General features: G+C 71.9%; 11 protein-coding genes and 1 pseudogene. 11 read left to right on the top strand and 1 reads right to left on the bottom strand.

The window, feature by feature from the left end; all coding sequences use genetic code 11:
- Window positions 1-469 precede the first annotated feature (469 nt).
- From ssd to CcI49_RS44505, 6 genes and pseudogenes are all read left to right on the top strand, one after another.
- Window positions 470-2047, top strand: a complete 1578-nt coding sequence (gene ssd / locus CcI49_RS21090) for a septum site-determining protein Ssd (RefSeq protein ID WP_076828804.1) — start codon at window positions 470-472, stop codon at window positions 2045-2047.
- Window positions 2048-2331: 284 nt separating this feature from the next.
- Window positions 2332-3570 (top strand): TadA family conjugal transfer-associated ATPase, encoded by a 1239-nt coding sequence (locus tag CcI49_RS21095; protein ID WP_241840176.1) that lies wholly within the window; start codon window positions 2332-2334, stop codon window positions 3568-3570.
- The gene (locus tag CcI49_RS21100) at window positions 3567-5114 is read left to right on the top strand and encodes a secretion system protein (protein WP_241840174.1); all 1548 of its coding nucleotides are present in this window, start codon (window positions 3567-3569) and stop codon (window positions 5112-5114) included. The genes CcI49_RS21095 and CcI49_RS21100 overlap by 4 nt, the downstream gene beginning before the upstream one ends.
- Window positions 5115-5281: 167 nt before the next feature.
- Complete coding sequence (locus CcI49_RS21105) at window positions 5282-5518, top strand: DUF4244 domain-containing protein (RefSeq protein WP_054569022.1); 237 nt, start codon at window positions 5282-5284, stop codon at window positions 5516-5518.
- Between the two features lie 7 nt (window positions 5519-5525).
- Complete coding sequence (locus CcI49_RS21110; protein ID WP_076828807.1) at window positions 5526-5939, top strand: TadE family type IV pilus minor pilin; 414 nt, start codon at window positions 5526-5528, stop codon at window positions 5937-5939.
- Window positions 5936-6289: pseudogene (locus tag CcI49_RS44505) on the top strand (Rv3654c family TadE-like protein); the annotation flags it as partial. The gene CcI49_RS21110 and the pseudogene CcI49_RS44505, both read left to right, overlap by 4 nt.
- Window positions 6290-7430: 1141 nt before the next feature.
- On the opposite strand, the gene CcI49_RS21125 reads toward CcI49_RS44505, so the two are convergent.
- Window positions 7431-9875, bottom strand: coding sequence for a DEAD/DEAH box helicase (locus tag CcI49_RS21125; protein ID WP_076828810.1), 2445 nt, complete (start codon window positions 9873-9875; stop codon window positions 7431-7433).
- 316 nt (window positions 9876-10191) lie between these two features.
- Between CcI49_RS21125 and CcI49_RS21130 the strand changes: the two genes are divergently transcribed.
- From CcI49_RS21130 to tmk, 5 genes are all read left to right on the top strand, one after another.
- Window positions 10192-10533 (top strand): STAS domain-containing protein, encoded by a 342-nt coding sequence (locus CcI49_RS21130; protein WP_006542987.1) that lies wholly within the window; start codon window positions 10192-10194, stop codon window positions 10531-10533.
- 36 nt (window positions 10534-10569) lie between these two features.
- Entirely contained in the window at window positions 10570-11145 is a 576-nt protein-coding gene (locus CcI49_RS21135) for an ATP-binding protein (protein WP_054569017.1), read from the top strand.
- 667 nt (window positions 11146-11812) lie between these two features.
- Window positions 11813-14173: a sodium-translocating pyrophosphatase gene (locus CcI49_RS21140; protein ID WP_054569016.1), complete on the top strand. Its 2361-nt coding sequence runs from the start codon at window positions 11813-11815 to the stop codon at window positions 14171-14173.
- Between the two features lie 641 nt (window positions 14174-14814).
- On the top strand, window positions 14815-17880 hold the full coding sequence (gene topA / locus CcI49_RS21145; protein WP_054569015.1) for a type I DNA topoisomerase: 3066 nt from the start codon (window positions 14815-14817) through the stop codon (window positions 17878-17880).
- Entirely contained in the window at window positions 17880-20495 is a 2616-nt protein-coding gene (gene tmk, locus CcI49_RS21150) for a dTMP kinase (RefSeq protein ID WP_076828812.1), read from the top strand. The genes topA and tmk overlap by 1 nt, the downstream gene beginning before the upstream one ends.
- Window positions 20496-20502: the final 7 nt, after the last annotated feature.

Below are 20502 nucleotides of genomic sequence, written 5' to 3' on the forward strand. Positions count from 1 at the left end.
CGGCAACGAAGATCCTCGGATCGTCTGGGCCGAGGTTTCGAGCTTCCGCGGTCGCGGATTGACGCCGATCAAGATCGCTGGTCGGCGGGCGGGGAGGGCCACACTCCATGAACACGGCCGGACCTCCGAGCACCCGGTAGCCCTGTTTGGCGAGCCGCAAGAGTGAACGATTTTGGTCGTCCCGACGACCAAAATCCTTCTTTCTTGCGGGTCGGCAGTCGACTCCACGCCCTTTTTATCCCTTTTGCGGTGAATTACTAGTACTGGATGGCGGTACGAGACCCTCGGCGGGCGACCCGGAGCCGCGGCTCGAACGCCGATGATCTCCGTCGCCGTCTGGTCCCACTCCGGTACAGACGCGGGCCGGCCCTTATAGCACGGCACGGCCCCCACCGAAGATCCACATTGCCCGGCCCGGCCGGCGCATGGTGGCCGCACACAGCCACCCGCGCCGAAGGGACGGCCCGCCATGACCCCCGCGAAGCCGATCACGCCAGCCGACGACACTCCCCGCGGACGTCCGCTGGTCGTCACCGATTCGCACGAGCTTCTCGACGACCTGCTGCGGCTGGCGGCCGCGGCGGGCACGACCGTGACGGTCGCGCCGACGGCCAGGGCCGCCAGCCGGTACTGGGCGAACGCACCGCTGGTCGTGGTCGGCGCCGACCGCGCCGCGGCCTGTGTCGCCGCGAATCTGCCGCCACGCTCGGACATCGTGCTCGTTGGAACCGACGTCGACGACCGCCGGACCTGGAGTCTGGCGCTTCTGATCAATGCCGAGCACGTGATCTTCCTTCCCGCGGCCGAGACCTGGCTCGTGAACGTCCTCTCCCGTGCGGCGGACACCGCCAGCCGCCGGTCACTGACCCTCGGTGTGCTCGGCGGGCACGGCGGGGCCGGCTCCACCACCCTGGCCGTGACGCTGGCCCGCGCCGGACTACGGCGCCAGGTCCGCTCGGCGCTGCTGGAGATCGACCCGTTCGGCGGACTCACGGTGGGCCCGGACACATCCTGGGGCTCCGGTCTCGGATCGGAGGCCAGCCAGGGCGACGGGCCCTCGGCCGGCATCCCTCGGTTCCATCCGGCGGGCGCCGGCTCAGCGGTGCGCCACGCTGCCGGCGACGATCTGTCCGCGGCGCAGGCACGCCCGCCGCAGGCCCGGGGCCCCCACCCCTGGGCACGCCCAGGGGCCCGGCGCCGTCCCCTCACATCGGCAGGGGCTGTCATCGGGGACGCCGCGCGTGCGGAGCCACCGCGCCCGCGGCCAGCCGACGACGAGGACGACGAGGACTACCTCGAACACTTCCTTGCCGGGCCGCCCATGTGGGGCGGCGATCTGCCGGTGCTCTCCTGGGACCGCGACGAGATCCCCGTACTGTCGCCGCCGGCCATCAGCGCCATGTTCGCCACCGCTCGCGGTGGAGCTGACCTGATCGTCGCCGACCTGCCTCGCTCCGCCGATGCCGGGGCGGACGTCGGGCTCTTCCTCTGCGAGATGGTGCTGCTCGTCGTGACAGCCGAGCCCGCGACAGCCGCGGCGGCGGCTCGGGTCGCCAGGTACGTGGCGCGTACCTGCTCGGACGTACGGCTGGTCGTCCGCCTCCCACCGCCGGGCATGCTGCCACCGCCAGGCGCGCAGCCACCCGGCCCGGGTCGCGGCGGTTCGCCCGGCAGCGGCTCACCCGCCGAGCGGAACGAGCCGGACGAGTCCCTGCACCCGGCGGTGGCCCGCATCGTCGCCACCGTGGGACTTCCGCTGGCCGGCGTGATCCACCACGAACCGGCCGCGAACCCCGTGGTCATGGCCGGCCATGACCACGGGGGGACGCCCGGCCCCGAGGGAAACCGTCCGGCTACGGCCAGAACTTCGGGCGCGCCGCGCTCGGAATCCACAGTGAGGATCACAAAGCGACCGCCCGTCGAAGCCGAAGCGGCGGCGGAAGGCTCGACCGCCGCTACGGAAGGCTCGATTGCCGGAGCGTCGCTCATCCGGTTCAGCGATCGGTTTCTCGCGGAAGTCGGCCTCACCGGCGGAGCGCACCTGTGAGAGCCGGCCGGTCCCGCGCCTGGTCGGCCTCAGCCGAGGCCGTCACCGCGGCGCCGTCCGCCGCACCGGTGCCCGGGCCCCCGCTTTCCGGGGCGGCCCCACCCAGGGTGGTGCTGCCGCCGGCTCCGTTCGAGACGAGCCCTTCCGAGCCAGGTCCGTCCGACGCAGGTCCGTCCGACGCAGGCCCGTCCGACGCAGGCCCGTCCAAGGCCGGCCTGGACGAGGCGGCCGCCTTCGCTTCGAGCGGGGCGAGCTCGACGCCATCCCAGGGGCATGCCCAGCGACTGGGGCCGCTCGCGGTCCTGCTGCGCGACCCGGAGATCACCGACATCCTGGTCAACGGCCCGGACAAGGTCTGGATCGAACGAGCCGGCCGGCTTCGTCTCACCGGCGTGCGCTTCGCCGACGACGGAGCCGTCCGGGCGCTCGCCGTCCGGCTCGCCGCCAGCGGCGGCCGACGGCTCGACACCGCGATGCCGTTCGCCGACATCCGGCTGCCAGACGGAATCCGCCTGCACGCCATGCTCTCCCCACCCGCCCTGGGCGGAACCTGCCTGTCACTGCGCAGGCCGCGCCCCGTGCCGTTCACCCTGGACGACCTCGCCGCCGCCGGCACCCTGGGGCCCGACACCGCGGCCGCCCTGCGTGCCGTCCTCGCCGCCCGGCTCACCGCGCTCATCAGCGGCGGAACCGGGACGGGGAAGAGCACCCTGCTCGCCGCCCTGCTGGACGCCGCACCCGCGGCAGAACGGATCGTGCTGGTCGAGGACACCGCGGAGCTCGTCCTCTCCCGAATCAACCTGGTCCGGCTGGAGGCTCGGGCGGCGAACGTCGAGGGCGCCGGCGAGATCACCCAGCGAGAACTGGTCCGCCAGGCACTGCGCATGCGGCCGGACCGCCTCGTCGTGGGCGAGGTCCGCGGAGCGGAAGTCCTCGATCTCCTGATGGCGATGAACACGGGCCACGAGGGCGGCCTTGGAACAGTGCACGCCAACGCTGCCGAGAGCCTGCCCGCCCGGATGGAGGCCCTGGGCGCTCTCGCGGGACTGCCGCGCGACGCCCTGCACAGCCACCTGGCGGCGGCCGTGCAGGTGACCATCCATCTCCGGCGGAATGCGGCGGGTGCCCGTCGGATCGCCGGCATCGGGGTACTGCGCCGGGGCGACGACGGCCTGGTCCAGATCGTCCCGGCGCTTGTTGGCGACGACGCCCGGGAGCTGCCCCGGCGCGCGGGCGAACGACCCGCGCGAGGCGTCGCCCGACCGGATCCGGAGGGACTCGCCCTACTGGCCGCGCTCCTGCGGGAACGTGGGGTGCGCCTCTGGCCGGCCACGGCGCCCAGAACCGCGATGCCCAGAACCGCAGCACCCAGAACCGCAGCGCCCGGGGCGAAGCAGGCAGCACCCCCCGCAGAACCAGCACCACCGCCACGATCGGCACCACCAGCACAACCAGTGCTTCGGATGCGACCGCCGCATCCCCGGCAACCAGGGCCTTCGGCGCCCCGGCCAGGTGCGCGATGACGGCCCGGCTGGCGCGCGGTGCGGCCTGGGCAGGCGGGAGCGTCGCCGCGACGGTGCTGGGTGGCCCGGCCGCCGGGATCGCGGTCGTCGTGCTCTGCTGCGGGCACGGGGCACTGCGTCGCTGGGTCGTCCACCGCTACGAGGCCGAGCTGCGTGGGGCGGCTGAGGACGTGCTGGCCGCGGTGGCGACCGAACTGGACGCCGGCGCGTCTCCCGACGGCGCGCTGCGAACCGCGCTGGCCTCGGTCACCAGCCTGCCGGCCCACCCGCACAGCGGCGAAGCCCACAGTGGCGCCGACCGTCTGGGTGGCGGCCGTCAGAGCCGTCGGAGTGACAGCCGTCGGAGTGACAGCCGTCGGGGTGGCGGCCGCTCGGGGCGGGCGGCGGGTTCTCTCGACCTGCCACGTCTGCGCGAGCTGCTCGCCGACGCCGACGCCGACGACGCACCGAGGCTGCTGTCCCGATGCGATGCCGGCGCGCTGCGCCAGCTCGCCACCGCGTTCCGGGTGTGTCGGTTGACCGGGGTCCGGCTGGCACCGGTCGCGGTCATGCTCGCCGACGCGGCCCGATCGGATGCGGCACGTGCCGACGAGCTGGCCGCCGCCCTCGCCGGGCCGCGGTCGTCAGGTCGCCTCGTGGCCGGCCTGCCGCTGCTCGGCGTCGCAATGGGAATCCTGCTCGGCGCGTCCCCGGTGGACGTCCTGACGACATCCCCGGTCGGGACGCTCTGTCTGGCCGCGGGGGTGTTGCTCGACCTGGCCGGGCTGCGCTGGCTGCGGCGGATCTCGGACGGGGTCCAGGCCCGGGTGCCACCCGTCTGCGCGGGGCCGATCCCACCCGGACGGCCAGGCGACGCCGCGGCCTCCGGGGAGTACCGCCGCCGAATGCTTGCCGATCTTCCCCTCGCGCTCGACCTCGTATCGGCCTGCCTGAGAGCGGGTGCCACCACGCAGCACGCGCTGGAGGTCGTCGGGTCCGCGACCGGAGGCCCGGCCGGTGTCGAGCTGCGGGCCACCGGGCGTTCGATGCGCCACGGAGCACCCGCCGACGAGGCGTGCCGCCGGCTTCTGGGCGCGGTCGGTGTGCTCAGCGCGGACTCCGCACCCCACCGTGGGCGGCGCGCCGGCAGCCGGCGGTCCCGACGGCGCGGTGGTACGGCCCGGCTCTCGCGCGCTGGGGATCGGCGCGCTGCCCGGGCGAGCCGGGTCAGCCCGGCAGCGGGAGGCACAGACGGTGCTCGCCGCAGTGGCCGCCATCGGCAGGACCGAATCCTCCGGGGCGAGACTCGCCACGACGCTCACCCGAATCAGCACCCGTGCACGGCAGGAGACCCACGCCGCGGCCATCGGCGCCGCCCGGCGAGCCGGCGTCCTGGCCGTCGCCCCACTCGGACTGTGCTTCCTGCCGGCCTTCCTGCTGCTCGGCGTGGTGCCCATCATCATCGGCACCGCCCCGGATCTCGGCTCGGGCCTCCTGCCACAGCCCTGAACGGCGGCCCGCGACCGCGCCCGACGCGGGCAGATCGGGTGCCGGGTTGTGGATGAGATCTCGTCATCCACAGGGAGTGCGGGCCCGTCCCTCACCGGCCGACACCGCCCGATCATCGAGACAGCCGGCGCCACGAGGTACCGACCCCGACCAGATCCGGCCTGCCGAGCCCCGTCCTGACCAGCTCTGACCAGACCGTGCCCCACCTGACCCGGAGGCAATGATGTGGCTTCTCGTCCTGTTCATCCATCTGGCGTCGACGCTGGTGAGATCGCTGCCCCGGCGCCGCCGCGCGGCGCCAGCCACTGCGGTGGACGCAGGGATGTCCACCGCCGAGTACGCCGTCGGCACCCTGGCCGCCGTCGCGTTCGCCAGCGTGCTCTACGCAGTGGTGTCCAGCTCAGCCACCCGCTCGCTGATCTCCTCGGTGGTCGAGCGCGCACTGAAGATCGACTTCTGAGCGCGCCTTGAGAACTGCGACCAGGCCGAGACGCGCGCGCGGCGGCAGGGATCGTGGCCAGGTCACCGCCGAGCTCGCGATGGGTCTGCCCAGTCTTCTGGCGGTGATGTTCATGATTCTCTGGATGCTCAGCGCGGTCTCCGCACAGACGCGATGTGCCGAAGCCGCCCGCCTCGGGGCTCGCGCCGCTGCTCGTGGTGAGTCGGCGGCGGCTGCCCGGGCCTGGGCACTGCGGGCAGCGCCGCCGGGCGCCGAAATCGAGATCGGCGGTAGCGCGGGGACGGTACGTGTCCGTGTCGCCGCGGTTGTCGGCGCGGGAGGTGCTGGTCGCCTCGTGCCCACAGTCACCGTCTCGGCCGTCGCGGTCGCCGCCGTCGAGGACACGGCTGCGGGTGCCGGGCCGGCGGGTACCGGGCCATGAGAACAACCCGGCCGCATGGTTCGTCGAATACGGGCGAACGCGGCTCCGCCACCGTCTGGCTGCTCGGCGCCATGATGGTCATCGTTGCCACCGGATCGACGGCGCTGAGCCTCACGCAGGTCGACGCGAGTCGGCAGCGGGCTGCCACGGCCGCCGACCTCGCGGCGCTCGCCGCCGCCGCGGAGCACTCCGCCCAGCCTGCTCTCGCCTGCCAGCGCGCCGCGGAGTCGGCCAGGGCCAACTCCGCGCGGCTGGCGATCTGTCAGGTGGAGGGCGATGGCGTGAGCGTCACGGTCGAGGCCGACCTACCGACTCCGCTACGGCTGTTCGGCCCGGCTCGGGCGCGCGCACGCGCCGGGCCCTGGGAAGGCGCACCCGGCGCGTATCAGGCTGTCGCCGCGGCGATGGCCGGTACCGGTGGGCCTGTGGGAATTCAGCTCGGGCGGGCACCCGTGGGCGCGCTGGGGTCCCCAGGGTGCTGGGATTTCCCGACAGGGGCGTCCTGGGCGTGGGGAGTGCCGTTCCCGGTCGGGTCCTGGGCTCCATCGCTGTTCCGGCGCCGTAGGTCAGCCACTCTCGCAACCACCCGATCAGTTCGGGGCACAACCGAGGGCCTGCCATGGCGTACCGAGGGCGTCGACGGCCGTTCGGCGGGAGCGACCGTGCGGCCGGCCGGCACAGGCGCGTCGGCCGCGGCGACCGGCGGGGCGGACCGCGGACCCGCGCCTGTGGTCCTCGCGTCACCGGTCCGCGCCGTCGAGCCACGCCCACCCGCGCCATGGCCACGCACGACCAGCGGTGTTGTGGGAGCGGTCGCGGTCCCAGCCGGCCGGCCGATCGGCACCTGGCCTGACGGGCGCTGGTTCGAAGAGCGCTGGCTCGACGGGTGCTGGCTCGACGGTGCCAGGGCCTGGCTCGACGGTGCCAGGGCCTGGCTCGACGGTGCCGCGGCAGGCGCCGGCGCGGCGGGTGCTGGCGCCGGCGCCGAACCACCGGCCGTCGTCACCACGCCACCAGGAACCGGCCCGCCAGGAACCGACCTACGAGGCGCGAAAGCGGTGGCTGTGGCCGTCGCGGCGGCACGGGGCTGCGACGGCGACGGGTGCGGCCCAGGAACGGGGCGGGTCATGGCGGCGAGATCCCTGGCCTGCTCGCGCTGCGCCCTCAGTCGCTGCCTGTCGCGGGCAAAACCCTGCAGCCCGAGCTGGATACCGGCCACCGCCAGTACCCCGGTAGCGACCCCCAGGACGAACAGCCCCCAGACGTCAAAGGACAGCGCCTGCCCCATGATCATCAGTTCCGTCTGGCCAGAGCTCTCCAGGACGATGTCCGCAGTGAGAACGCCCGCCAGAAGTACCAGGACTACGCCGACGGTGACCACCGGAACCTCCACATTCCTGCCGTTTACGGGAAGTAGGACCGCTCTGAGAATCCGACAGAGCGCGGTCTACCCCCGATACGGTCGGCTACCCCCCCGACCCACGAAGGTGTCTATTTCCGTGGTGGGTCCAGTACCTGACCGCGGTCTCCGTCCATCGCGGCCAACACGGAGTCCAGCAGCCGCACGGCCGCCGCCTTGGCGAGAGGTTCGTTGCCGTTTCCGCACTTCGGCGACTGCACGCAGGAAGGGCAGCCAGCCGGGCATTCACAGGCGGCGACCGCATCCCGGGTGGCGCTCAGCCATTCGGCCACCCGCAGGAACCCGCGCTCGGCGAACCCGGCTCCCCCGGCATGGCCGTCGTAGACGAAAACGCTGGTGCGGCCCGTGTCCGGGTGCAGGTCGGTGGACACACCACCGATATCCCACCGGTCACACGTCGCGAACAGCGGAAGCAGGCCGATCGCCGCGTGCTCGGCGGCATGCACCGCGCCCGGCACCTCCGCGGGTTCCACGTTGGCAGCGGCCAGCAGTTCGTCGGTGACGGTGTACCAGACGGCCCTGGTGCGGAGCTGGCGCGGCGGCAGGTCGAGCGGTTCCTGCCCGAGGATCTCACCGGTGGCCAGGCGTCGGCGCTGGAATCCGACCACCTGATTCGTGACCTCCACCGTGCCGAGGTGGATCTCGACGTCGGCGAACCGTGCCGACCGCGTCGACTCGACCACCCGGATATCGGTGTGYTCACGCGCCACCGTCGTCCAGTCCGGTTGAGCTGCCTCGACGAAAGCGACCGCGTCGTCGAGGTCGAGCTCGGTGACGAGGAAGGTGACGCCCTGATGCAGGTACACGGCTCCCTGGTGCACCGTCGAATGCGACGTCCCCGCGTCGACGRTGCCGAGCAGGCGACCTGTCCCGACCTCGACGATGCGCACGGGAGGACCACCGGTTCCTCTGATGTCGACATCCGGCCGGTGCCGCTGCGTCCAGAACCAGCCCGTGGGCCGGCGGCGCAGCCGTCCCCGGCGAACGAGGTCGTCGACGGCGCCGCGGGCTCCGGGCCCGAACAGCTCCAGGTCCTCCTCGGTCAGCGGCAGTTCGCTGGCCGCGCACTCCAGATGAGGCATCAGGACGTACGGGTTGTCGGGGTCGAACACACTGGCCTCGACCGGCCGACCGAAGACCGCCTCGGGATGGTGAACGAGGTAGGTGTCGAGTGGGTCGTCTCGGGCGACGAGCACCGCGAGCGCGCCCTGCCCGGCCCGGCCCGCACGACCCGCCTGCTGCCACAGGGAGGCGAGCGTGCCGGGAAATCCGGCGATCACGGTCGCGTCGAGCCCGCTGATGTCGACGCCGAGCTCCAGCGCCGACGTCGCGGCAACGCCGAGCAGCTCACCTGTCCTCAGCCGGTTCTCCAGGTCCCGACGCTCCTCGGCGAGGTAGCCGGCGCGGTACGCCGCGACCCGCCCGGACAGCTCCGGCGCGGCCTCCTCCAGCCCACGTCGCGCTGCGGCCGCGACGACCTCGGCAGCTCGGCGGGAACGGACGAACACCAGTGTCCGCACGCCCTCCGTGACCAGATCCGCGAGCAGATCAGCCGACTCGGCGGTCGCGGCCCGCCGGACCGGGGCACCGTTCTCGCCGCCGGCCAGCTCAGCACCACCAGCCAGCCCAGCACCATCAGCGAGGCCAGCACCACCGGCGAGGCCAACCGATCCCGCCCCGCCAGCCTGCACGGCCCCCCTGATCAGTGGCGGCTCGTAGAGGGCGAAGTCCACAGGGCCGCGCGGGGACGAGTCCGTGTCAACCACCTCGACGTCCACTCCGGTCAGCCGTGATGCGGACATTCCCGGATCGGCCACCGTCGCGGAGGCGAGGACGAAGACCGGTCGCGCGCCGTACCGGGCGCAGACCCGCCGCAGCCGGCGCAACACCAGCGCGACATGAGCGCCGAACACGCCACGGTAGCCGTGGCACTCGTCGATGATCACGAAACGCAGCCCGCGCAGGAAGGAGGACCAGCGGCGGTGCGCCGGCAGGATCCCACGGTGCAGCATGTCCGGATTGGTCAGGACGAAGTTCGCGTGTACGCGCACCCACTCCCGTTCGGAGCCTGGCGTGTCGCCGTCGTAGGTCGAGGCCCGGACACCGGTCAGCCGCAGCGAGCGCACGGAGCGCAGCTGGTCGTGAGCGAGCGCCTTGGTCGGCGCGAGATACACCGCCCGCGCGCCCGGTTCGGCCAGCAGCCGTGAGAGCACCGGCAGCAGGTAGCCCACCGATTTCCCGGACGCGGTGCCCGTGGCGAGCACGACGTCTCGCCCCTCGTGCGCCGCCTGGGCGGTCTGGGCCTGGTGCGTCCACGGCTCGTCGATCCCGGCCGTGCGCAGTCGGCCGACCAGGATCTCGTCGGCCCAGTCCGGCCAGGGCCCCGTGCGGCCCGGACGTGACGGCACATGCTCGACATGCGTGATGTTGCCGGCCCGCCGGCTGTCACGGGCAAGCCGGGCCAGGATGCTGTCCGCCCGCGCGAGGTCACGCTCGATGGCCGCCGACGAACCCACGCCCGTCACGATAGGCGGTCAGCGGGAGCCGACGCCCACCGCGGACATGCCGACCAGGCCCGAAGCTGCTGGTGGTGAACATCCGGTGCCGGGCCAACCCAGGCTCACTCGACGCTAGATCAGCGATAGCATCCCTTGGGTGCGCCACCCTGGACGAGAGGGACGCGGTTGAGAGCGATTCGTCCGTAGGCCACGCAGGCGTCGGCTCGTCAAAGTGTTGCGAGCCACCGGATTGATCCTCCTCATGGGAGGGTAGTGCCGCCGTGATGTCGGTTGCCCGAGGCGCGGGCGCCGGGAAGAACCACTAGGAGGATCCGTGGATCTGTCCCTCACGACTCGTCAGGAAGGGACCCACACGGTCGTCGTGGTGGGCGGCGAGATCGATGTCTACACCGCCCCCAAGCTCCGCGAGCAGCTCATCGATCTTGTCTCGGCCGGGTCGTACCACCTGGTGGTCGACATGGAGGGTGTGGAGTTCCTCGACTCCACAGGCCTCGGTGTCCTGGTCGGCGGGCTCAAGCGGGTTCGTGCGCACGAGGGTTCGCTGCGCCTGGTCTGCACCCAGGAGCGCATCCTGAAGATCTTCCGGATCACCGGGCTGACCAAGGTCTTCCCCATCCATTCCTCCGTCGAGGATGCCCTCGCCGCCAGCGACTGAGTCAGGTCCCATCGCGAAAGGCAGGTCCTCGGACGCATGCCCACCGTCGAGTTGCGCTTCGCCGCCCTGCCCGGACATGTCCGCACCGCAAGAATGATCGCCACCGCGGTCAGCAGGCGTGCGGGCGTGCCGGTCGGGGCCATCGACGAGATCAAGTTGGCGGTCGGGGAGGCGTGTGCCCGTGCCGTCCGAGTCAACCGCCGCAGTAATCCCCAGGCGTTCGTGCACGTCGAGCTGACCGATACCCCCGAGTCGTTCAGGGTCGTCGTCTCCGACAGCGGCGCGGCCGGAGACGAGATCGCCCCAGGTCCCGACGGCGGCCTGCTCAGTGTCGACGCCCTGCTCGACCTCGGCGAGGGGGCGGAGCCCGACCTAGCGGCCATCGGAGTGCCCGGCACCGAGGTCGACCAGCCGCTGCCATCGGGTCTGGGGCTGGCCCTGATCGAAGGGCTGGTGGACGAGGTAGCCGTCCGGCGTGGTCAGGACGGCACCGGCACCGTCGTCGAGATGACCTGGCACACGGCCGAGCCCGAGGAGGATGCCGACCTCGATTCCGCCGGGTACGCGGCGCTGGCCGCTCAGATCGCCGGATCGGCCCGCCGGGAAGGCTGAGTCCCCCGGACCAGCCGCGGCGAGCGAGGCGCCGCAGACACCGGGACCGCAGACACCGGGTCCTCAGACGCCGGGGGCCTGTCCGGAGACCGGAGGGGCCCCCGGCTATGCGGTTGCCTTCGGCCGTGCGGTTGCCTTCGGCGATGACGCCTGCCCGGGACCAGCGATCCCACGGTTCCCCCGGGCCACCGACCGCCCCACTGGCGACGGGATCGTCTACAACAAAAACAGCATCCCCGGCCAGTCACAACCGAAAAACCTGCGCACGTCACACACCTACGGATAGACTGCGCCGCATCTCGCCGACGGTTGATCGAGACCGTCGGTGTTTCCCTTGGTGTTCCCCGTGGGTCCGGCCCCGGGCCACAGGCAAGGGCCGCGTGAAGGTGTTTGCCGTGCACGAGGGAACCAGCGCCGGGTCTGGACCGGCGTCGCTTCCCTCGTTCTCAGTCGCCTCCGGCGACCGTTCGGCTTTCGCCGGACCGTGGCTCACGCCCTGACCTGTGTCTGTCACCCACCCAGAACGTCGTCGGATGCGACGTACCTGGCTGTGATCGATGACCGATGGCCGCGGACGGTCGGCGTCCGCTTCCACCAGCACGATCACGGAGGGTGCACAGAACAAACCGGGACAGCAGTCCCGGGACAATGCAGACCGGGAGGAGCCATGTCCCCGATCCACACCCTACAGGCCGATAATCCCTCAATCGACCTTAGCGGTGGAGCTGTCGGGCTGGTCGCCGGTGTGGCGATCGTCGCAGCGCTCGCCCTGCTCGTCGCCGGCTACCTCGTCCGCGAGGTGCTGGCCGCGAGTGCGGGCACTCCGAAAATGATCGAGGTGGGCCGAGCGGTTCAGGAGGGAGCCGCAGCCTACCTCCGTCGGCAGTTCCGAACCCTTGCCGGGTTCGTCATCGTAATCCCCTTCGTACTCCTGCTTCTCCCGGCGGACGACACCGGTGCACGGGTGGGCCGATCCGTGTTCTTCGTGGTCGGCGCGGTGTTCTCGGCGCTGGTCGGCTTCGTCGGGATGTCGCTGGCCACCCGCGCCAACACCCGCACGGCCGCGGCGGCCATCGAAAGCGGCGAACCGGCCGCGATGCGGATCGCCTTTCGCACCGGCGGGGTGGTCGGAATGTTCACCGTCGGCCTGGGCCTGCTCGGAGCGGCGGTGGTCGTCCTGGCCTTCCAGGACACCGCACCGCAGGTTCTCGAGGGATTCGGCTTCGGCGCGGCACTGCTGGCGATGTTCATGCGGGTCGGCGGCGGCATCTTCACCAAGGCCGCGGACGTCGGTGCGGACCTGGTCGGCAAGGTCGAGCAGGGCATACCGGAGGACGACCCGCGCAACGCGGCGACCATCGCGGACAACGTGGGTGACAACGTCGGGGACTGCGCGGGAATGGCTGCCGACCTGTTCGAGTCGTACGCGGTGACCCTGGTCGCGGCACTGATTCTCGGCGTCAAGGCCTTCGGTGAGGACGGGCTGGTCTTTCCGCTGCTCATCCCCGCCGTCGGCGTCATCACCGCTGTCATCGGGATTTTCGCGGTCTCTCCCCGGGACGGTGACCGCACCGGCATGAGCGCGATCAACCGTGGATTCTTCATCTCGGCGGTGATCTCCGCGATCGGCGTGGTGATCGTCTCCCTGCTCTACCTTCCGGGCAGCTTCGCGGAGTTCCCGGGGCTGGCCGGAAGCACCCAGGACGGGGACCCCCGGGTCATCGCCATCAGCGCAGTGATCATCGGGATCGCGCTGGCGGCGGCCATCCAGCTGCTCACGGGGTACTTCACGGAGACGAACCGGCGTCCGGTGCTCGGTGTCGCGGAGGCGTCGACGACCGGGCCGGCCACGAACATCCTGGCCGGTATCGGCGTGGGCATGGAGTCGGCCGTCTACTCGGCACTGCTCATCGGAGCCGCCGTGTTCGGTTCGTATCTCCTCGGAGCCGGCAGCGTCACGATCGCGCTCTTCGCGGTCGCTCTTGCCGGAACGGGGCTGCTCACCACGGTCGGCGTGATCGTCTCGATGGACACGTTCGGCCCGGTCAGCGACAACGCGCAGGGCATCGCGGAGATGTCCGCGGGGCCGGAGGGCATCGACGAGCGGGGCGCGGCGATTCTCACCTCGCTGGACGCCGTGGGCAACACCACCAAGGCGATCACGAAAGGTATCGCGATTGCCACCGCGGTGCTCGCCGCGACTGCCCTGTTCGGGTCGTTCACCGACACCGTCACCACCGCGCTGGCCGACGCCGGTGCCGCGCCCGAGCTCGGCCGCGGCACCGTTGGTGGTCTCAATGTTGCCTATCCCGACGCATTGGTCGGCCTGATCATCGGCGCTGCCGTGGTCTTCCTGTTCTCCGGGCTGGCCATCAACGCCGTGGGCCGGGCGGCCGGCCGCGTCGTGTCAGAGGTCCGCAAGCAGTTCCGCGAAAAGCCCGGGATCATGCAGGGCACCGAAAAGCCGGACTACGGCGCCGTCGTGGACATCTGCACGAGGGATTCGCTGCGTGAGCTCGTCACACCGGGGACTCTCGCGGTGATGGCACCGATCGCGGTCGGCTTCGGCCTGGGCTACCCGCCGCTGGGCGCCTTCCTCGGCGGGGCGATCGCCGGCGGAGTTCTCATGGCGGTCTTCCTCGCCAACTCGGGTGGTGCCTGGGACAACGCGAAGAAGCTGGTGGAGGACGGGCAATACGGGGGCAAGGGCTCCGAGGTGCACGCCGCGACGGTGATCGGCGACACCGTCGGCGATCCGTTCAAGGACACCGCGGGCCCGTCGATCAATCCTCTGCTCAAGGTGATGAACCTGGTCAGCCTGCTGATCGCTCCCCTGGTCGTGAAGTTCTCCGTCGGCGCCGACGAGAACACCCCGGCCCGGATCGGCATCGCGGTGGCGGCGGTCGCCGTGATCATCGCGGTTGTCGCCGCCTCCAAGCGGCGTGGCTCCAGCATCGGCGACGAGCCGCCGAAGCCCGCGTCGCCGCCCGCGTTCTCTCCACAACCGGACTCCCAGGTACAGGTCTAGCGGCCGGGGCCGACACCGTCCAGGCCCGTTGACGAAGCCGCCGGCAGGGCCTGAACAGCCCGCCGGCAGGGCCTGGACGGGTCGGCGCCGCCCCATCACCACGCCCAGAGGTCCGACCGGCACGATCCGGTCGGACCTCTTACATTCCGTAACCTGGCCACTGGTATGGGCCGTATCGGCCGCACCCGCGGCGGCCACGACCGGCACGGCACCGCTACTCGGCCCGGCTCTGGTAATGCCAGTTCAGTCGACCGGGGTACGACGGGTTTGGTGGGCGGAGAGATCCTTTTGACGCTGGACCAGTCGGCGTATGGCGCGGCACGATGGTGCGGTCGGTGGCCCGTGCGACCACGGAGAGAGAACTCGCTCGGCCCCCGACGGCGGACGGGGGGTCCCTCCAGCGACACACCGGCGTACGGTGCTCCCTGCGGCCGATTCCGGCAGCGGGAGGTGTCCGGTCGCGCCGGACCCGCGCCCACGCCCAGGGAGCGGGGAAGGCCGGCGTGCCGTCGGTGTGCGTACCGACGGCGRCCCGGGCAGACGTTGGAGCAAGTGACAGAGGTCGATCGAACGAGGATTCCCCGGGGCGGATCGCGGCCCGAGGAGTCCACCGGATGCAGCACGCCGTGACGAGGAGAGAAGTGCCACCGCGCACGAAGTCGACGAGCCGGACGACCGCGGGGTCGCCCACGCCGGTCGCCGAGCCGGCCGACAGCCACGAGGCCTTCGGCGCCACCACGGCCCGGGACGGAACCCGCCTGGTGATCGTCGAGTCGCCGGCCAAGGCGAAGACGATCGCGGGCTACCTCGGCCCCGGCTGGCAGGTCGAGTCGAGCATCGGCCACATCCGGGACCTTCCGCGCAGCGCCGCCGATGTGCCCACCGCGCACAAGGGCAAGCCCTGGGCCCGGCTCGGGGTCGACGTCGACAACGGCTTCGAGCCCCTCTATGTCGTTAGCCCGGACAAGAAGGTTCAGGTCAGCAAGCTGAAGTCGCTCGTCAAGGACGCCAGCGAGCTCTATCTCGCGACAGACGAGGACCGGGAGGGCGAGGCGATCGCCTGGCATCTCCTGCAGACGCTGAAGCCGACCGTCCCGGTCAAGCGCATGGTCTTCCACGAGATCACCCCGCAGGCGATCCAGCGCGCCGTCGACAGCCCGCGGGAGATCAACGAGAACCTGGTCAACGCCCAGGAGACCCGGCGGATCCTGGACCGGCTCTACGGCTACGAGGTCTCCCCCGTGCTGTGGAAGAAGGTCATGCCGAAGCTGTCGGCGGGCCGGGTCCAGAGCGTGGCGACCCGCGTCCTCGTCGAGCGCGAGCGGGCACGGATGCGGTTCCGCAGCGCCGAGTACTGGAACATCGAGGGCGTCTTCGCCCAGACCGTCGCCCACGACGGTGCCGCGTTGGACCCGACCCCGCTGCCGGCGGTCCTGGTCGCGCTGGACGGTCGACGTCTCGCCAGCGGCCGTGACTTCGCCCCGACCGGCGAGCTGACGTCCGACGCGGTCGCCCTGCTGGACGAGGCCGGTGCCCGGGAGCTGGCGGCGCGCCTCGCCGGCGCCGCGTTCGCGGTGCGCTCGGTCGAGACGAAGCCCTACCGCCGCTCGCCCTACCCGCCGTTCATGACCTCGACGCTCCAGCAGGAGGCCGGGCGCAAGCTGCGCTTCTCCAGCCAGCGGACCATGCAGGTCGCCCAGCGCCTGTACGAGAACGGCTACATCACCTACATGCGGACGGACTCGACCAACCTGTCCGAGACCGCGCTGGCCGCCGCGCGCGACCAGGCCCGCACCCTGTACGGCGCCGAGTACGTGCCCGACCGGCCCCGGATCTATGCCAAGAAGGTCAAGAACGCGCAGGAGGCCCACGAGGCGATCCGCCCGGCCGGCGACCAGTTCCGGACTCCGGGCGAGGTTCGCGCCGAGCTCGACGGCGACTCGTTCCGCCTGTACGAGCTGATCTGGCAGCGCACCGTGGCGAGCCAGATGGCCGACGCCCGCGGCACCAGCGCCACGATCCGGCTCGGCGCGCGCTCGTCCGCCGGCGAGGACGCCGAGTTCTCCGCCTCCGGCAAGGTCATCACCTTCCCGGGCTTCCTGCGCGCCTACGTCGAGGGTGCGGACGACCCGGACGCCGAGCTCGAGGACCGCGAGCGGCGGCTGCCGGACGTCCGCCAGGGCGACGCGCTGGCCACCCGCACCCTCACCCCACGGGGCCACACCACCAGCCCGCCGCCGCGTTTCACCGAGGCGAGCCTGGTCAAGACCCTCGAGGAACTGGGGATCGGCCGCCCGTCGACCTATGCCTCGATCATCGGGACGATCCAGGACCGCGGCTACGTCTGGAAGAAGGGATCGGCGTTGGTCCCGAGCTTTGTGGCCTTCGCCGTGGTCGGCCTGCTCGAAGACCATTTCGGGCGGCTCGTCGACTACCAGTTCACCGCCTCGATGGAGGATGACCTCGACGCGATCGCCGCTGGCACGGCCGCCTCCACCGACTGGCTGACGGGCTTCTACTTCGGCTCACCCGACCCGGACGGCACGGGCGCACCCGAGGGCCTCAAGCACCTCGTCGGCGAGCGGCTCGGCGAGATCGACGCCCGTGAGGTCAACTCGATTCCGCTCGGCAAGGCCGAGGACGGCGCGCCCGTCGTCGTGCGGGTGGGCCGTTACGGCCCGTATGTCCAGCACGGGGAGGCCCGCGCCAGCGTCCCGGACGAGGTGGCGCCGGACGAGCTCACCGTCGAGCGCGCGCTGGAGCTGCTGGCCGCGCCGAGCGGGGACCGGCTGCTCGGCACCGACCCGGAGACCGGTGCGTCGATCACCGCCAAGGCCGGCCGCTACGGCCCGTACGTGACCACCGACAGCGAGCCGCCGCGAACCGCCAGCCTGCTGCGCACGATGTCCCTGGAGACCGTGAGCCTCGAGGACGCACTCCGGTTGCTGACGCTGCCCCGTGTTCTCGGGGTGGGCGAGGACGGCGCGGAGGTCACCGCCCAGAACGGCCGATATGGGCCCTATGTGAAGAAGGGGACCGACAGTCGGTCGCTGGAGACCGAGGAGCAGCTGTTCACGGTCACCCTGGAGGAGGCGCTCGCGCTGCTGGCCCAGCCCAAGGCACGGGGGCGGCGCCAGGCCGCGCAGACCCCGCCGCTGCGCGAGCTGGGGCAGGATCCGGCCAGCGAAAAGCCGATCGTCGTCCGGGAGGGGCGTTTCGGCCCCTATGTGACCGACGGCGAGACGAACGCCAGCCTGCGCAAGGGTGACGCGGTCGAATCCATCACCACCGAACGCGCCGCCGAGCTGCTCGCCGACCGTCGCGCCCGGACTGCCACGGCCCCCCGCCGAACCGTCAAGGCGCCCGCGAAGACGGCCGCCAGGTCAACGGCGAAGGCGACCGCCAGGACCCGCTCGACAGCAAAGAGCTCCGAGCCGGGCGAAAAGACCGAAACGGCGGGCACGAAGGCGACCGCGAAGACCACAGCCGCCAAGAGCCCCGCGAAGACCCGGGCGACGACGGCCAGGAAGAGTGCCGGCGGGACGTCGACGGCAGCCGCCGGATCCGGTTCGCGCAGGTCGCGGACCGCCGAAGCCGCACCGGCCGACGGACCTGGGGCCACGCCGGTCCAGGACCTCGACGGCGGCGGTAACGGCACCGCGGGGGCCACCGGAGCCGCTTCCAACGGCTCACGCCGGTCAGGCTGATGGACCTGCCCCTCGACGAGAGCCACGGCGAACTGGGCGGCACTCCTGTACAGGCTCCGGGCGGCGAGCCAGCTGTACGTGTGTCCCCGCTGGCCGACGCGACCGTCCCCCTGCCCGGCTTTCAGAGCACTCCGCTCGATCGCCCGCCCTCCCGTGGAGGTACCCCTCCGAACGAGGGCCCACGGCCGGAGGCGCCGAACGCGGCTGGTGCGCCAAACCAGCTGGACGAGACGGGCCAGACGGGCGAAGCCGCGGCATCCGGCGAGCCGCCCGCGGCCGCGGCACCAGCGGACGGCGTAGCACCAGCCGACGGCGCGGCACCGACCGACGCCGCGGCCGCGTCGAACGCACCGAACGCGCTGACGAGCGGTCCACGCGATCGGCGTCAACCACGGATGCGGGTGCGGCGCACACTCAGCCGGCATCCGGTCACGACCGTGCCATCGCCGCCAGCCCGGTCGCAGGGCCCCGACGGCTCCGACGGCGACCTACGCGCGGTCCTGCGGATCCCCGAGTTCCRCCGGATGTGGATCCAGCTCAGTCTGTCGAGCCTGGGCGACTGGCTGGGCCTGCTGGCGACCACGGCGCTCATCACCGAGCTCGCCAGCAGCTTCTCCGGCAAGGCCTACGCGATCGGCTCACTGCTGATCGTCCGCCTGCTGCCGGCTCTCATCCTGGGGCCGCTGGCCGGCGCGATCGCCGACCGCCTCGACCGGCGGATGACCATGGTCGTCACCGACGTCATGCGATTCGGGCTCTTCGTGTCCATCCCGATCGTGCACACCCTCGAGTGGCTGCTGATCGCGTCCTTCCTCGTCGAGTGCGTGAGCCTGGTGTGGGCGCCGGCCAAGGAGGCCTCGATTCCGCGGCTGGTTCCTCGTAACCGGCTGGCGGCGGCGAACACGCTGAGCCTGATCACGACCTACGGCACCGCCCCGCTGGCGGCCGCGATCTTCACCCTGCTGGCCACGGTGTCACGTGGGCTGGGCCCGAGCATCCACTACTTCGAGGACCGCTCGCTCGATCTCGCGCTGTACTTCAACGCGGCGACCTTCCTCGGCTCCGCGATCGTCATCTGGGGCCTGCGCTCGATCGGCAAGGCGGAACGGCCTGAGCAGGGCCCGGAGCCGGGCTTCTTCGCGTCGATCACCGAGGGCTGGAAGTTCGTCGGCCAGGACCGCCTCGTCCGTGGTCTCGTTGTGGGCATCCTGGGCGGCTTCGCGGGCGCCGGGAGCGTGATCGCGCTCGGCAAGCTCTACGTCGAGATCCTCGGCGGTGGCGACTCGGCCTACGGTGTGCTTTTCGGTGCCGTCTTCATCGGGCTGGCCGGCGGTATGGCCGCCGGTCCACGGCTGCTCGGGGACTACAGCCGGACCCGTCTGTTCGGTGTCTGTGTCACCGGCGCCGGCATCACCCTGGTCATCGTCGCGATCATTCCGAACCTGGTCATCGCCTGCATCCTGGTGGTGCTCGTCGGCGCGTTCGCCGGTGTCGCCTGGGTGACCGGGTACACGCTGCTGCAGGCCGAGGTCGCCGACGAGCTGCGTGGCCGCACGTTCGCGCTGGTGCAGTCCCTGGTGCGGGTCGACCTGCTGCTCGTACTCGCCGCCGCCCCCGCGCTCGTCGGGCTGATCGGCTTCCACGAGGTCCACCTGTGGGGGGACATCAACGTCCGCGCGGACGGTGTCACCGCCGTGCTGCTGGGCGGCGGCCTGCTCGCCGTGGCTGTCGGGCTCTTCTCCTACCGGCAGATGGACGACCACGCCGGCGAGGCGGTGCTTCCGGAGCTGTGGAACGCGGTCCGGGGCCGCCGGCCGCGCAGCCGCCGCCGGCTGCGACACGCCGGGCTGTTCATCACCATCGAGGGGGACACCGCGGCCGGCGCCGAGGGCCAGCTGGACCTGCTCCAGGAGTGGCTCGCCGCGAGCGGCCGCGAGGTCGTGGTCGTTCGTGAGAAGACCGGCACGCCGATCAGCGCCAGCGTGCGCGAGCTGCTCGACGCCCCGTCCACACGACCACATTTCCGGACGGTGGCCCTGCTGGACGCGGCTGATCGGGCCGAGCAGGTCGCGCGGATCATCGAGCCCGCGCTGGCGCGAGGGGCCATCGTGCTGGCCGACCGGTACGCGGCGTCGTCGAAGGCCTTCCAGGGCGCCGACCCGCGCCTGGACCAGGACGAGCTGGCCGCGCTGGCCCAGTGGGCGACCCACTCGCTGCTCCCCGATGTGACGATCCTGCTGGATCTGCCGACAGAGCGGAAAGCGCCCCGCCCGTCCACCCGGCCCCGGCGTGCCAGCCGGAGCGACACCGCCGCCACCGCGGCCACCGACGGCACCTCCGACATCGGCGACATCGGCGACATCGGCGACACCACCGCGCCCGCGGAGAGCGGCACCGCCGACGAAGCCACCGCCGCCGCCACCGCTGCGGACAGCGGCGCCGCCGGCGACAGCGCGGCCTACCATCAGCGGGTCCGCGAGCAGTTCCGCCGGATCGCCGCCGAGGACCCCGCCAGACACGTGACCGTCGACGCGACGCTTCCCGTGCCCGAACTGCACAGAAGGATCCGTTCGGTGATCACCGAACGGATCCGCCGGACCGCCGACGCGGGTTAGGCCGAGC

Origin of the sequence: Frankia sp. CcI49, assembly GCF_001983215.1 — a bacterium.
GTDB classification, from domain to species: Bacteria; Actinomycetota; Actinomycetes; order Frankiales; family Frankiaceae; genus Parafrankia; species Parafrankia irregularis.

What these genes read in the sequence shown, in the direction of transcription:
- ssd (WP_076828804.1), top strand. Translation starts at nt 470, where the DNA reads ATGACCCCCGCGAAGCCGATCACGCCAGCCGACGACACTCCCCGCGGA.
- CcI49_RS21100 (WP_241840174.1), top strand. Translation starts at nt 3,567, where the DNA reads ATGACGGCCCGGCTGGCGCGCGGTGCGGCCTGGGCAGGCGGGAGCGTC.
- CcI49_RS21105 (WP_054569022.1), top strand. Translation starts at nt 5,282, where the DNA reads ATGTGGCTTCTCGTCCTGTTCATCCATCTGGCGTCGACGCTGGTGAGA.
- CcI49_RS21135 (WP_054569017.1), top strand. Translation starts at nt 10,570, where the DNA reads ATGCCCACCGTCGAGTTGCGCTTCGCCGCCCTGCCCGGACATGTCCGC.
- CcI49_RS21140 (WP_054569016.1), top strand. Translation starts at nt 11,813, where the DNA reads ATGTCCCCGATCCACACCCTACAGGCCGATAATCCCTCAATCGACCTT.